The 15,201-nt window shown below is 38.1% G+C and carries 14 protein-coding genes; all 14 read right to left on the bottom strand.

Going from position 1 to position 15,201, the window contains the following annotated elements; translation table 11 throughout:
- Window positions 1-6: 6 nt before the first annotated feature.
- On the bottom strand, window positions 7-756 hold the full coding sequence (locus BMY85_RS00285) for a cell division protein FtsQ/DivIB (RefSeq protein WP_092474771.1): 750 nt from the start codon (window positions 754-756) through the stop codon (window positions 7-9).
- A gap of 23 nt (window positions 757-779) precedes the next feature.
- Window positions 780-2,030 carry a UDP-N-acetylglucosamine 1-carboxyvinyltransferase gene (murA, locus tag BMY85_RS00280; protein WP_092474768.1) on the bottom strand — a complete coding sequence of 417 codons (1,251 nt, stop codon included), beginning with the start codon at window positions 2,028-2,030 and terminating at the stop codon, window positions 780-782.
- Window positions 2,031-2,098: 68 nt separating this feature from the next.
- The gene (locus tag BMY85_RS00275) at window positions 2,099-3,229 is read right to left on the bottom strand and encodes an FtsW/RodA/SpoVE family cell cycle protein (protein ID WP_092475247.1); all 1,131 of its coding nucleotides are present in this window, start codon (window positions 3,227-3,229) and stop codon (window positions 2,099-2,101) included.
- A gap of 49 nt (window positions 3,230-3,278) precedes the next feature.
- Window positions 3,279-4,628 (bottom strand): UDP-N-acetylmuramoyl-L-alanine--D-glutamate ligase, encoded by a 1,350-nt coding sequence (gene murD / locus BMY85_RS00270; protein ID WP_092474766.1) that lies wholly within the window; start codon window positions 4,626-4,628, stop codon window positions 3,279-3,281.
- Window positions 4,629-4,652: 24 nt separating this feature from the next.
- Window positions 4,653-5,606: a phospho-N-acetylmuramoyl-pentapeptide-transferase gene (gene mraY, locus BMY85_RS00265; protein WP_092474763.1), complete on the bottom strand. Its 954-nt coding sequence runs from the start codon at window positions 5,604-5,606 to the stop codon at window positions 4,653-4,655.
- Window positions 5,607-5,734: 128 nt separating this feature from the next.
- The gene (locus BMY85_RS00260) at window positions 5,735-7,498 is read right to left on the bottom strand and encodes a peptidoglycan D,D-transpeptidase FtsI family protein (RefSeq protein WP_092474761.1); all 1,764 of its coding nucleotides are present in this window, start codon (window positions 7,496-7,498) and stop codon (window positions 5,735-5,737) included.
- Window positions 7,499-7,563: 65 nt separating this feature from the next.
- Window positions 7,564-9,576 carry a peptidoglycan D,D-transpeptidase FtsI family protein gene (locus BMY85_RS00255; RefSeq protein ID WP_092474757.1) on the bottom strand — a complete coding sequence of 671 codons (2,013 nt, stop codon included), beginning with the start codon at window positions 9,574-9,576 and terminating at the stop codon, window positions 7,564-7,566.
- Between the two features lie 48 nt (window positions 9,577-9,624).
- Complete coding sequence (locus tag BMY85_RS00250) at window positions 9,625-10,185, bottom strand: hypothetical protein (RefSeq protein ID WP_092474754.1); 561 nt, start codon at window positions 10,183-10,185, stop codon at window positions 9,625-9,627.
- Window positions 10,186-10,212: 27 nt separating this feature from the next.
- Window positions 10,213-11,160 (bottom strand): 16S rRNA (cytosine(1402)-N(4))-methyltransferase RsmH, encoded by a 948-nt coding sequence (rsmH, locus tag BMY85_RS00245; RefSeq protein ID WP_092474753.1) that lies wholly within the window; start codon window positions 11,158-11,160, stop codon window positions 10,213-10,215.
- A 22-nt stretch (window positions 11,161-11,182) separates the two neighbouring features.
- The gene (mraZ, locus tag BMY85_RS00240) at window positions 11,183-11,611 is read right to left on the bottom strand and encodes a division/cell wall cluster transcriptional repressor MraZ (protein ID WP_092474750.1); all 429 of its coding nucleotides are present in this window, start codon (window positions 11,609-11,611) and stop codon (window positions 11,183-11,185) included.
- A gap of 199 nt (window positions 11,612-11,810) precedes the next feature.
- Window positions 11,811-12,671, bottom strand: a complete 861-nt coding sequence (lgt, locus tag BMY85_RS00235) for a prolipoprotein diacylglyceryl transferase (RefSeq protein WP_092474747.1) — start codon at window positions 12,669-12,671, stop codon at window positions 11,811-11,813.
- 26 nt (window positions 12,672-12,697) lie between these two features.
- On the bottom strand, window positions 12,698-13,795 hold the full coding sequence (gene ychF / locus BMY85_RS00230) for a redox-regulated ATPase YchF (RefSeq protein WP_092474745.1): 1,098 nt from the start codon (window positions 13,793-13,795) through the stop codon (window positions 12,698-12,700).
- Between the two features lie 34 nt (window positions 13,796-13,829).
- Window positions 13,830-14,540: a thiamine diphosphokinase gene (locus BMY85_RS00225; protein ID WP_177180555.1), complete on the bottom strand. Its 711-nt coding sequence runs from the start codon at window positions 14,538-14,540 to the stop codon at window positions 13,830-13,832.
- Complete coding sequence (rpe, locus tag BMY85_RS00220) at window positions 14,530-15,189, bottom strand: ribulose-phosphate 3-epimerase (protein WP_092474738.1); 660 nt, start codon at window positions 15,187-15,189, stop codon at window positions 14,530-14,532. The genes BMY85_RS00225 and rpe overlap by 11 nt, the downstream gene beginning before the upstream one ends.
- Window positions 15,190-15,201 lie beyond the last annotated feature (12 nt).

Here is a 15,201-nt window from a genome sequence, read left to right as displayed (position 1 = left end):
AGAAATTTAATCTTCCCTAAAAATTATTTTGTTCTGATCTCCTGTATATTCCACCATGTCTAAGACACCTTTTAAGTTCTTCTCTTTTGCAATTGGAAGTATATTAGTAAGGTCAGCTATCTGCATATCATAGTATTTTTTCTTTCCTAGAAGAATTTTGACCTGTCCTGAATAAAGAGTTACTTCATATCTATAGTTAAAATATATTTTATCAATATCTAACTTATAGCGTTCTATAAGATTCGATATTGCTAGTATCGTACGGAATAAAGACGGATCGTCTATTTGTAATTTTTCATGCAGATCCAAAGTCTGGAAGTGAATTCCTGTCACAAGTGGTACCCCATCAACTTTTTCTTCTGATACTTCCACAATGGTACCATCTTTATCTAAATAGAAATATTCTCCCATATATTTCATGCATGATTTGATTGATTTTTCATATATATTAATATGGATTTTATTCTGGCTGACAAAATCCATATCATACCCATCTACAAAAGGTATTGATACATTTCTAAAGAACTTATACTTTATATAAAAGATAATCGTGTTTTTATCAAATACGGAATGTTGAAACCTGTCTGTGATTTCTTCCTCCGTATAGTAACCACATCCTGTAATCTGCAGTTCTTTCATTTTAAAAAAGCCACTTAGACTAATAAAAAAAATACACACTAGCATGACAGAGACTGTTGTGATAACGATACGGATATTCTTTTGTACCTTATTTTCATTCTTCCTCACTATACTCATTCTATCATGCTCCTACAATATGATTATGCTAATGTAATATTTACATTAAGTTTTTTGTAACAATCTACGATATTTTCGTAACCACGTTCAATATACTGAATATCAGCTATCGTTGTGCAGCCTTCTGCCATACAGCCAGCAATAATCAGAGCTGCTCCGCCCCTTAAATCTTTTGCTTCGACATTGGCACCTGTCAAAGCTTTGACACCTTTGATAATGGCGGCTCTGCCTTCCACTGTAATAGAGGCTCCCATCTTTCGTAATTCACTTACCGTCTTATATCGGCCTTCAAACAGGTTTTCAATAATAATACTGGTTCCCTGTGCTTTGGTTAAAACTGCCATAGTCTGAGACTGCATATCTGTCGGAAACCCTGGATAAGGCCTGGTTCGGATTAAATCTACTTTATTTAGCTTTCCTGGTGATTGTACATACAATCCACTATCCGTTTTTTCAATGGTAACTCCCATCTGTTCATATACTTTACAGACTTCTCCAAGCTGTGATACGCAATTTACTTTTATATCAGCCTCACCACCTGCACCTGCAATTGCGGCAATATAAGTACCTAGCACAATTCGATCACACATTACCTGATAATCTGCTCCATGAAGTGACGTCACACCTTTAATAACAATCCTTTCACTTCCCTCTCCAGTAATTGATGCTCCCATTTTTCTAAGAAACTTGCACAGTTCTACAATTTCAGGCTCCCGTGCTGCATTTCTTAATGTAGTCATTCCATCGGCCAATACAGCCGCCAGAATAACATTTTCTGTTGCTCCAACACTCGGAAAGTCTAATTCTATGTCCTCTCCAGTTAACCGGCTAGTGGTGCATATCATATTTTCCTCAGTCTCTGTAATCTGCACATTCATTTTTCGAAATGCTTTCAAATGAAGATTTATCGGACGTGTTCCAATAGAACAACCTCCTGGGTAAGAAATTTCAATTTTTCCTTCCCTGCCCAGCATAGCTCCTGCTAAAATAATTGATGACCTCATAACTCTTGCTTGCTGTTCCACTAATTTCGCAGACTGTATCGTTCTGGCATCAACCACAACTGCATCGTCCTCCCATGTTACATCACAGCCTAATGTTTCGAGAAGATGTATCATGGCATAAACATCACTAATCTTCGGACAATGGCGAATACGGACGAAGTCTTTACACAAAATACATGCCGCCAGCATAGGCAGTATCGCATTTTTGGAACCTTGCACATTCACTTCGCCGCTTAACTTCTTTCCACCCTTAATTTTGAGAACTGCCATTGGGTACACACCCCATAAAGCTTTGAACTATACTACATTATATGAATTCCATGCAACTTCGTGAACATCTATCCACGCTCAGTACGAATTTGATTGGAAACACTAAGTGCCAGCCCCATTTCTGCCAGCAGAATTGCTATGGAAGTTCCACCATAACTAATAAATGGAAGAGGAATCCCTGTAGATGGAATAGAGTTCGATACCACAGCTACATTTATAATAACCTGTACGGCAATATGAATTAAGATTCCCGTACAAATGAGGCCTCCATATAAATCGGGTGCGTTAATAGAAATTATAAACAAACGCCAGATTAGCAATACAAACAGCAGAATGACTGCGACCGCTCCAAATAAGCCAAGTTCTTCGCAGATAATCGAAAAAATCATATCATTATGGGATTCTGGGATAAAGCCCAGCTTCTGCATGCTGTTTCCAAGCCCAGTACCAAATAGTCCGCCAGATGCAATGGCATAAAGCCCCTGTAAGATCTGAAAGCCCTGAGTATGGTTTTCTACATCAAGCCAGACCTGGATACGAATACTTCGGAAAGCATCTCCAAATGCTATGTATGCCGCAACAGCCGCTATAAAAACTATTCCAAATACCAGATAATACCATTTCTTTTTGCTAGCTACAAAACAGATCCCCACAGAAATCGCAGATACAACTAAAGCGGTACTTAAATTTTCTGCTGCAATCAGTCCAATGACGGGCAGCAGAAATACCATGACACGAATAAACCCCCCCATACGGTTAAGGCTTCTTGGAAGCAGATTAACAATATAAGCAACAAATACAATCGTCACGACCTTAGACACCTCGGAAGGCTGAAATGTTCCAAGCGGTCCAAGATTAATCCATCTCTTTGCTCCATTTACTTCCTTGCCAAAAAGCAATACAAACACCTGCAGGCCGATGGCTATAAAATAGCCAGCTGTCACAAGCTTAACTGGTAAAACCGGTAATTTTTTCATAAGAATATGATAATCCATTTTAGAAACTGCAACCATGGCAATTACACCTGCAATAACAGCTACAAGCTGTTTTTTCAGAAAATATGCTTCGTCTGAAAATTTCACCTGTGCCGTGTAAGCACTTGTACTGTATATCATAACCAGCCCAAAACAAGAGAGAAATACGGTCAGGAACAATAGACTGTAATCATAGTAATTATTATATTTTTTATTTCGATTCATTTTCTCCCTGCTACTTTTAGCCACAGTTAAACACTCCTACTCTAAAATCTTATATTCCTTTGGCAAGTTCTTTAAACATCTCGCCTCTTACTTCATAATTAGGGAACATACCCCAGCTCGCACATGCTGGTGACAGAAGAATGGCATCGCCACTTTCTGCATTCTGCCAGCAGACATTTACTGCTTCTTCCAGACTCTCAGCAAACACGATTTTATCAAATCCACATTTTTTTGCTGTTTCGGCAATCTTTTCTCTTGTCTGCCCTATAAGCACTAGTAATTTTACTTTACCATCAAATGCTTCGATCCACTCAGTAAAGTCCCCTCCTTTGTCGTATCCGCCACCAATTAATAATGTTGGACGTACCATTGCCTGGATTCCTTTAATTGCTGCATCAGGATTGGTTCCCTTGGAGTCATTATAAAAAGCAACCCCATTTTTTTCTGCTACAAACTCAATACGATGCTCTACTGCCACAAAATCACAGACTGCTTTGCGGATTACATCCATAGGAACTCCTATTTTGACTGCTATGGCAACAGCTGCCATGACATTTTCATAATTATGTGTCCCTAATAGTTTTAAATCATGTACATTGCAGACCTTTATTAAGGAATCTTCTTTCCAGATGATATCCTGATTCTCGTCTAAATAGATTCCCTTTTCCAGTATCCGCTGGCTGCTAAAATAGATTACATTAACACCCAATGATTCTGCTCTTTGGCGAAGTACTTCGTCCTCATAATTCAGAACACAGTATTCCTTTTCCGTCTGGTTTTTTGTAATATTAAATTTGGTATCAATATAACACTCCATAGTATGATGACGGTTCAAATGGTCTGGAGTAATATTTAAGATTGCACTAACAGCTGGATGGAACTGATCAATTGTTTCCAGCTGAAAACTACTGATTTCTGCAACCACTACTGTATCCTCTCTGGTTTCTAATGCCACATCCGTATATGGATTTCCAATATTGCCAACTACGAATACAGACTCATAATAAGCTTTCATAATTTCACCAGCCAGTGAAGTAGTTGTTGTTTTCCCGTTGGTACCCGTAATAGCTGCTATTCTTCCTTTCGCAAACTGGTACGCAAGTTCTATCTCGCCCCAGATAGGAATATTCTTCTTTTGGAAACTTTCCACCATAGGAATATCTATTGGCACTCCTGGACTAAGCACAAGAAGCTCTACATTTTCTTCTTGTTCCTTGGTTAAAGCACCCAGAACAATCTGGACTTTCTTATCTGTTTTACTCTGGATGGCTTCCTTATCAAGTTCTTTATTTCCATCAAATAAAATTACATCAGCTCCCTGGCTCACTAAAAGACCAGATGCCGCAACTCCACTTTTTCCTGTTCCAATTACAAGTACATTTTTTCCCGCTAAATTCATCTCATTCTCCTCCAAACCATCATTTTATATTGCCAGGTATGCGATCAGACATAAAAGTCCAGTAACAATCGAAAAGATTGCCACAACGCGCGTCTCTGACCATCCACATAATTCAAAATGATGATGAATTGGTGCCATTTTAAAAATTCTTTTTCCATGTGATATTTTAAAGTAAGACACCTGTATCATAACTGATAATACTTCTGCCAAATATATAAATGCTACAATTAAAATAAAGAATGGCATCTTTAACATGTAAGCTGCTGCTGCTACAAAACCGCCTAAAGCCAAGGAACCTGTGTCCCCCATAAACACTCGGGCTGGATATACATTATATACTAGAAATCCTAGCAGGCTTCCTGTTACTGCGCATGTAATTGGCGCAATCCCATTGCCTGTTCCAATTGCAATTACAGCAAAGAATGTAGCAATGCAAACAGTTACGCTTGATGCGAGACCGTCTAATCCATCTGTGAAGTTTGCTCCATTTACAGTTCCTATAATCACAAAAAACATAAGCGTAACGTACAGCCAGGATGGCAGTGTAACCAATCCGTAAAACGGAATAATCGTATCTGTTCCAAGATTGCATTTACTGCTGGTATATAAATAAAACACAGCGGTAACCACAACCTGTGCAAGGAATTTCTGCCATGGACGCAACCCTAATGAACGTTTCATAACTACTTTTATATAGTCATCTAAAAAACCTACTAATCCAAATCCTAATGTTGCAAACAGAACTGGAATAATTTCCTTATCTTCTCTTACATAAAATAAGGATGTTACAACGATACTACACAAAATAATAAGACCGCCCATAGTCGGGGTTCCTGCCTTTTTCAAATGTGACTCTGGTCCTTCATCTCGTACAAACTGACCAAATTTCAGTTTCTTCAAAAAAGGAATAAAAACTGGACTTAATACCACACTAATAGCAAATGATATTAATACTGCTATAATAACTTTTGACTCCATTACTTTCACCTCGTAATTATCTTAGGTATTGTTTAACTACACTATTATATTCTATTGCTTTTTCATTATCAAGAGAGATTTCTCCAAAATACATTTCTTAGAAATTATCTTTCTCACTATTTTATTTCCTACTCTTCCACTGTCTTTGTTTTATCATCTTCTGTCTTTATTGGTTTTTCTGCAACTCCTAGATAAGGCAGTACATTGGCAAATAACTCCTTTACTACAGGTGCTGCTATTGTTCCTCCATAATATGTGCCAACAGGTTCATCTATTAGCACAATCGCAATTATTTTCGGGTCATCGGCTGGTGCAAATCCCATAAATGAGGAAATGTATTTATTGCTGCTCCTGGGAAGTTTTTCCGATGTCGCAGTTTTTCCGCCGATTTCATACCCTTCTATGTAGGCATTTTTTCCACTTCCTTGCGAAACTACGGATTCTAGTAACATTTTCATTGTATCCGAAGTTTCCTTCTTTATAACATTTTCTTCAACGGGATACTTTATTTTTTTTGTTACGGTACCGTCCGCATTGGTGATGGATACTCCAAAATGTGGCGTTACCAGTGTCCCACCATTAATTACAGCACTTTCTGCACGTAAAAGCTGTAAAGGGGTAATCTGAAAACCTTGGCCGAATGACATAGTCGCCAGTTCGACTGGTTTTACTGCTTCTAGCTTGTGCATAATGGAACCTGCTTCACCAGGCACATCAATGCCAGTTTTTTTGAACAAAGCAAGTTTCCTGAAGTTGTCATACATTTTCTTAGATCCAACTCTTCCCCCAATCTCCATAAAAACAGGATTACAGGAATTCTGGATTCCCTGGACAAATGTCTGCATTCCGTGGCCAGCTGTTTTATGGCATCGGATTTTTCTATCCTCCACAATTTTAAACCCAGGACAGTTAAACGTATCATTTAACTTAACTGCCCCTTCTTCAAGTGCCGCTGTTGCTGTGACTACTTTAAAGGTTGAACCGGGTTCATAGGTATCACTTATGCAGCTGTTTCTCCACATTCCATTTAATGCATCATTTTTCTGTTTCTGAGTCAGGCCATTTGCACTTAATGCACCTAAGGAATATGGATCGTTTAGATCAAACTCTGGATAATTTACCATTGCATAAATCTCGCCATTTTGAGGATTCATAGCAATCAGTTTTACATTATTGGCTTGCTTTGCTTCAAACACTTTTTTGGCAGCCTGCTCTGCATACTTTTGGATATTAACATCTATACTCAGTGTTAAACTGTTTCCAGCTACAGGCTCTGTCCTGTTTTCTGCAGCATTTTCTATTTCAACTCCTCTGGCTGTTGTCAGCGTAAGGATGGTTCCATTCATTCCATGCAGATATTCTTCATACTCTACTTCTAATCCTATGATTCCCTGATTATCGCTTCCTGTAAAGCCAATCACCTTAGAAGCAAGAGAACCTAAAGGGTAAAACCTCTTATAATCTTCATCTATCATAACACCGTCTAAATCAGATTCTCTGATTTTATCGGCCAGTTCTTTTGGAACATTTGATTTTATTCTTTCGATAGAAGATACTTTTTCTACTCGTTTTCGCACCTTATCTTCTGGCAGTTCTAGCTGTTGTGATAAGATGGCTATTACTTTTTCAGGATCTTTAATCTGGGAATGAATTACCGATATGGTACACACTGGTTTATTATTAGCAAGTTCTACACCATTCCGGTCAAGTATCTTCCCCCGTTCTGCTTTAATGCTTCTTTCTCTTTCATGTATCTGTCTTGCCAGAACTCCATAATGGTCTGCCTGGCAAATCATAAGATACGCCAATCTACCTGTAAGAACCAGCGATATTATCATGACAAAGACAACAACGCTGGTTAAATTTCTCTTATTAAAAGTTTTGTTTTGCATGATGTACATCCCTTTATACTTATCAATTCATTTTATTATAGGGAAGTACAAATTATGCCTGTTTTTTAACGAATCAAATCGGAAGCACCTGTTGTTTCATCAGCAATCGGCAAATCTACATCATCCTGTACACCTGCTTCTTCATCTCCAACACTTTCCAAAACGGTTCCTGAAGGTGTTTTTCCATCCTCAGCTTCTGGTTTTTTCGCTTCTGATTTTTCCTGCTTTTTCTTCTTCTCTTCTTTTTCTTTTTCAGCCTGTTCTTTTTCTTCCTGTTTTAAGGCTTCTGGCGTTTTAGAAATCCCTAAGAATGGGTAAACCTCTTGTGCAATATCATGGAAAAGCTGTGAAGCAAATGTACTATGAGCCTGATCCGCTACATCCGGCTCATCTACAACACAGTAAATAACTGCTTCTGGATTGTCTGCAGGTGCAAACCCAATAAAGGAAACCAGATACTTCTTGCTTCCACGGGGATATTTTTCCGCTGTACCTGTTTTGCCGCCAATGGTATAGCCATCTATCTTTGCCGCCGTAGCTGTTCCATCTTCAACTGTTTCATGGAGGAACTTACGGATTAAGCCACTGGTTGTATCTGAAACACTCTTCTTGATTAGATTCGTTCCCTTTTTACGAATGGTTGCACCAGAATCACTTCTTGTTTCTTTTAATACATGTGGTTCGAAATAGTTTCCACCATTTATTAAAGAAGAAAATGCTGACGCAATCTGAATCATGGAAGTGTTAAACCCTTGTCCGAAAGAAAGAGTTGCTAATTCTGTCGGTCCTATCTTATCTTTCTGAAAGATAATACCTGTTGCTTCTGCTGGCAGGTCGATTCCTGTTCTAGAACCAAACATCAGGTTCGTCTGGAAATGATACATTCTAGACGGTCCTAACTTCTCCGCAATTTCCATAAGTGCTACGTTACAGGAATACATAAGTGCCTGTGATAATGTGATAGTACCATGTCCTGCCCGAACAGCACAGTGAATATTTCTGTCAGCTACCCTTTTTGAACCTCCACAGTAAAATGTAGTCTTCTCTTTTACGAATGCCTCCTCTAGTCCCGCTGCCACAGTAACCGGCTTAAAAGTAGAACCTGGTTCAAATGTATCACTTACAATAAAGTTTCTCCACATATTATTTAATGCTTCCAGCTTTTGCTCTTCTGTCATTTTTGCAAGCTTTTTCTTTGAGTAAATACCTGATAAATCCTGTGGCTGGTTTAAATCGTACTGTTTTCCCGAAGTCATGGCTAAAACTTCACCATTTCTTGGGTCCATAACAAGGACTGCTGTATTCTTGCTCCCAGTTTCCTTATTAAATTTCGCTACATGCTTTTCAACAATCTGCTGAATGTTTGCATCAATAGCAGAAACAACAGTATTGCCATTCGTTGCTTCTTTTACAACTCGTTCTAAATTCAAATCTGAGTCAAAATAACCATACTCTCTGCCGTCCTCACCTGTCAGCTCATCATTGTAATAAGATTCTATTCCTGTACTAGTCCCCCCTGTATTAAATCCTACTACATCACAAGCCAGGCTTTTTAATGGATAGACACGCTTATAAGCATCTTCAAACCAGACACCTTGTACGTTTTTATCGTTTTCCTGTATTGCCTTAAACGCCTCTACTTTTTCAGCTTCAATTAATTTCTGAAATACAACGTACTGTGACTTGGCCTTCTCTTTCAAAATAGTCCGTACCTCTTCTTCTTTTACCTCAAAACATTTCATCAACGCTTTTAAAGTGGGTTCCACATACTCGCCATTCTGTGACTGCATCTTAAGGGGATCTAATATAAGATTGTAAACTCGAATACTCTCTGCTAATACTGTACCATTTCGATCTAAAATGGATCCTCTTTTAAAGGCAATCGCATTGCTCATGTATGTCTGCTGGGAAAGTACCCTTTTCTCATACTTATCACCAACACTATAGTTTAAATATACCAAACGGACAATTAGCCCAACAAACGCAAGCAATACTATTAAAAAAACAGCAAGTAAGTTCTGTTGCATAAATAAACCGAATTTTTTCTTCTTTTTCTTAACAGGCTGTCTTTCACCCATCTTACCCACCTACTTATCTAAGTTCGTGTAACTAGTGTATCAAACACCCTAGTTCTTCTTTAACTTTTTCACAATTTTTTTTACTATGTTTTCTTCTTTTTGTTCCGGAATATCTTCATACTGTTTCAAGTAATCACTTTTTACCTGCTGGTATTCAATTACTTGGTTAGATTTTGGATGTACCATGCCTAATTCTTTGGTAGCAACCTTGTAGACATAGGCTAAATCAGGGGAATCCTGGACTTTCTCTAGCTCTATCTGATTTGTGTTTTTAATTGATATTATTTCACTTTCAATTGCGGCAATTTTTTTGCTTGTATTTGTAACTTGACTTCTTACTCCAATATAGGACGCACAAACATAAAATGTACAAATAACAGCACCTGTCAGGAAAATAAAAGTAATTAAATCCATCCTCGTCTCTTGTTCTCTCTGTAACCGTCTTTTCCGAGCTTCCTCACTTCTTCTTTGCCGCTGCTTCCTCTCACGGCGTTCAAGCCATTCATTCATAGATTCCTCATAGGATGGACGGCTCGTATTCCCATGTAGTTTTCTCACACTGCTTCCTTCAATAACATATCTGTTATTCGCATAATTTCTTTCCTTCATGAACGCTCTCCCTCACTTTCTTCATATTCATCCTCTGTTTATTTTTCGTTCAAACACTCTTAACTTAGCACTTTTTGAACGTTTATTCACAGCTAATTCTCCCTCACTAGGCAAAATAGGCTTTCTGGATACCACTTGCCCTTTTGGCTTTTTTCCACAGACACATACTGGGAAATCCGGTGGACAGATACATGGATTTTCTGCATCCCGGAAACTGTTTTTTACAATCCTGTCCTCTAAAGAATGGAATGTAATGATACATAGCCTTCCTTTATCATTTAAAAGATCCATCATATCATCTAACGTATTTCTAAGCACATCCAATTCGTGGTTTAATTCGATCCGGATTGCCTGAAAGGTTCTTTTAGCCGGATGCCCGCCTGTTGCACGCACTTTAGCCGGTATTGCATTTTTTATGATTTCAGCTAATTCTAAAGTAGTCTCTATTTCTTTTTCTTCTCTCGCTCTAACAATATGTTTTGCAATATTTTTTGCAAATCGGTCTTCACCATAATCTCTTATTATCTTAAACAGCTCCATCTCCGAATACTGATTCACAACATCTTTTGCAGTCTGCAGCTGTCTTTGATCCATACGCATATCTAATGTTGCATCTTCCCGATAAGAAAAACCTCTGTCAATGGTATCTAACTGGTAGGAGGATACTCCAAGATCTAAAACTATCCCATCCACTTTATCTATTCCAATACTAGACATTACATGTTTCATATTACAGTAATTGTCCCTAACAATGGTAACCGCATCCTGATATTTTTCCAGCCTCTTTCCAGCTGCTTCTATCGCCGCTGCATCTTGGTCTATTCCGATAAGCCTGCCATTCCCATTCATTCTTTTTAGAATCTCATAGGAATGTCCGCCACCTCCAAGTGTGCCATCTACATATATTTTTCCTTCTCGAACATTTAAATTATCTACTGTTTCTTCTAATAATACCGATACGTGATTGAATTCCATTTTCTTATGTCTACCTTCTTTCCTAGAAACTTAAGCCAAACGATGACATATGGTCTGCAATTTCATCCATATTGTCATAAGTATTGTTTTCATCCCAACGTTCTTTACTCCACACTTCTATTTTGCTCAAAACGCCCACAAATACTACATCCTTTTCTAACCCTGCATGGCCTCTTAATTTTGAAGGAATCAGAACACGGCCCTGCTTGTCTACTTCACATGCAATAGCACCTGCCATAAAGTAACGTTGCAATTGTCTGGCTTCTTTGCTTCCAGGAAGCTTTTTCAATTCTTCAACAAAGTTCATCCACTCTTCATTAGGGTACACAAATAGACACCCATCCAAACCCAAAGTCATAACGAACTGTTCTCCTAAATCTGCCCTGAATTTAGACGGCATGATGATTCTGCCTTTTGCGTCAATTGTATGATTATACTCACCCATGAACATGGATTTCACCTGCCTTTTAGCATGCACCACTTTTCAGGTTTCATTCACCACTTTCCACCACTCTATGCCACATGTGTAATAATTTTAACCCTTTTAAGCAAAATGATCAAGTTAAACATAAAAAAAATAGCAATAAATTGCGCCAATATTTGGCAACTTTTGCTATTTCTTTTACATTTATTTACTATTTCATCTTTATTTAGTTCCTATTTACTATCTTTCGACGATTATAAAAAATTGCACCGGCTGAAAAAATTAACATGCAGAATGCTAACAGCTGGGAAACTGCAATATTTGTTCCCCATAAAAGAAGCTGATCTGTCCGAAGTGCTTCAATCCAGATTCGTCCCAGACCATATCCGCCTAAATAGAGAAGGAACAACTCCCCATCAAATTTCTTGTGCTTTGTATAGAGAAGAATCAAAACAAGCAAAACCAGATTCCATACTGATTCATAGAGAAAAGTAGGATGCACTTGTATATATCCATCTTTTACATGAGGCAAAAGTTCTTCCACAGATGAAGCAGAAACATGGTATCTGGCAACGTCCCAAGGAAGTCTCATTGCAAAAAGATTGTTAGTATATGCACCAAATGCCTCTTTGTTAAAAAAATTCCCCCAGCGTCCAATAATCTGTCCTGTCAATAACCCTGTAATTGCAGTATCTGTGAGCATCCAGAAATTCACTTTCTTTATCTTGGAGTAAACAGCCGCTGTCAGGACACCTGCAATGACTCCACCATAAATCGCCAATCCGCCAGTCCTGATATTAAAGGCCTGAAAAGGCCTGTCTCGAAATTCATCCCAGGCAAAGATTACATAATAAATTCTAGCACCTATTACGGAAAAGATTATGGCATAGATGGCAAAATCCAAATAAAGTTCTGGATTTTGTCCAGTCCTCTTCGCCTGCCACTCTGCAGCCAGATAACCACAAATCATTCCTAAAGTAATAACCATTCCATAAAAAGCAATTTGAAACCCAAATACACTGATAGATTTTCCAACATTCTCAAAATAGATTCCCAGATTCGGAAAACTCACTTCACATCCCGCCAAGCCATTCACCTCTTATTCTATTAGGATTAAACATTAAAGCGGAATAAAATAACATCTCCGTCTTGTACAACATATTCTTTTCCTTCTGAACGGACAAGGCCTTTTTCTTTGGCAGCATTCATGGAACCGCATTCTACTAAATTATCATAACTTACTACTTCTGCACGGATAAATCCTCTTTCGAAATCACTATGGATTTTTCCAGCAGCACCTGGAGCTTTTGTACCTTTTGTAATTGTCCATGCTCTGGTCTCTGTTTCACCCGCTGTTAAATAACTAATCAGTCCTAATAAATGATAACTTGCACGAATTAATTTTTCCAGACCTGATTCCTCTAAACCTAAATCTTGTAAAAACTCTGCCTTTTCATCGTCATCTAATTCCGCAATTTCCTGTTCAATCTGAGCACAGATAACAAATACTTCTGAATTTTCTCCAGCAGCAAATTCCCGTACTTTCTGAACATGAGCATTATTAGCCGCATCATCTGCTAACTCATCTTCACTTACATTTGCAGCATAAATAACAGGTTTTGTTGTTAAAAGCTGATAGCCTTTTAACCATTCAGCTTCGTCTTCCTCTTCTACTTCAAAGCTCTTTGCCATATTGCCAGCTTCAAGATGCGCCTGAATGCGTTTTAAGAATTCAACTTCTTTTGCAAGTGTCTTATCATTTCTAGCACCTTTAGAAGCACGGGCAATACGGCGTTCAATCATTTCCATATCCGAAAATACTAACTCTAAGTTAATGGTTTCAATATCACGTAATGGATTAATAGAACCATCTACATGAATAATATTTGTATCTTCAAAGCAGCGTACTACATGTACAATTGCATCTACTTCGCGGATATTTGCAAGGAACTGGTTACCAAGACCTTCTCCTTTAGAAGCACCTTTTACAAGTCCCGCAATATCTACGAATTCAATTGTTGCTGGTACTGTTTTCTGAGAGCTGTACATATCAGTAAGTACCTGAAGCCTCTTATCTGGAACAGTAACGATTCCTATATTCGGATCAATTGTACAGAATGGATAGTTTGCCGATTCTGCTCCTGCTTTTGTTAATGAATTAAATAATGTACTTTTGCCTACGTTAGGCAGTCCAACAATTCCTAATTTCATATTCTTCCTCTTTCCTTTTCATATTCTCGCATCTTTAATCTCTAGCCTCTATCATTAATAAAATTCCTTCTTGAAATTCAACATACGCTGTCTCATTTACAATTTCATTACTGATTCCTAAACTTTCGCCATTTACCATTGTACAATGTTCTAGTGGATATTTAAACCCCTTTAATGTAAGATTCTTAACTGTTTCTGTAAATGGCAAAAAGGATATATAATCCCCAAATGCTTTTGACCGCTCTACGGCAAATGAATGGTCTGCCATAGAAATGCGGTTATGTTCATTTAATAGAAACGTCTTTGCCTGTGAACATAATGCTTTTTTCAGTATATGGATATTCCCAAGAGTATGATCCATGCGGCTCCCTATGCCTCCCAGAATATAAATAATCTTTGGCTTTAAAGATAATGCCATATCCAGTGCAATATCCGTATCCGTATAATCCTTTTCCGGCTGAAATTCCCTGATTGGCACTTTGGAATGTTTTTTATAATATTCCAGCACTTTAACATCTATCGTATCAAAGTCTCCTACAATATAATCCACTTTTAAGCCAAGTGCATAGGCATGTGCCAGACCTCCGTCTACACAGATCATCTGTTCACAAGGTTCCTCCTGTAAAAATTCCAGAAGAAATTCATGGTTCACATCTCCACCTGATAAAATACAGACATTTTTACATTTTCCAAAAGCCAGCTGGCCCGCCTTATTTTCTTCTGTATGCCTGCTATTATTCTGCACTGGCAAACACCTCTTTAAAACCTTGTATGTTTTTTTCCACATCACCCTTATAGACGGCTGTTCCTGCAACGAGTACATTAGCTCCTGCAGCTAATACCGTCTTTGCATTTTTCATGCTGACACCACCGTCTACCTGGATATCTGTTGCAAGACCTCTTAATTCCACCATCTTACGTAACTGTTCTATCTTCGCTAAGGTATTCGGTATAAATGTTTGTCCTCCAAATCCAGGATTTACACTCATAATAAGTACCATATCCAGTTCTTCTAATACATAATCCAGAACATTAAGCGGCGTTGCCGGATTCAAAGCCACACTTGCTTTCATTCCTGCATCTTTAATTGCCATTACAGTTCGGTTCAGATGTTTACAGGCCTCTGCATGAACTGTTAAAATATCTGCTCCACATTTTTTAAATTCTTCAACATATCTTGAAGGTTCTTCAATCATTAAATGTACATCAAAAGGTATCTTTGTTACTTCTCTAATAGACTGTATCAATGGCATTCCAAAAGAAATGCTTGGCACAAAAATACCATCCATTACATCAATATGAAGCATATGGGCTCCTGCCTTGTCCACTGCTTCAATCTGGTTGTGCAGCTGCTTAAAATCCGCAGCCAGCAGCGAAGGTGCTAATTTATACATGTTATCCCGTCC

The organism is [Clostridium] polysaccharolyticum, assembly GCF_900111595.1.
In the GTDB taxonomy this organism is placed as follows: Bacteria; Bacillota; Clostridia; order Lachnospirales; family Lachnospiraceae; genus Clostridium_AI; species Clostridium_AI polysaccharolyticum.
Note: the sequence above shows the minus strand (reverse complement) of the source record. Positions and strands in the feature narration are given on the sequence as shown.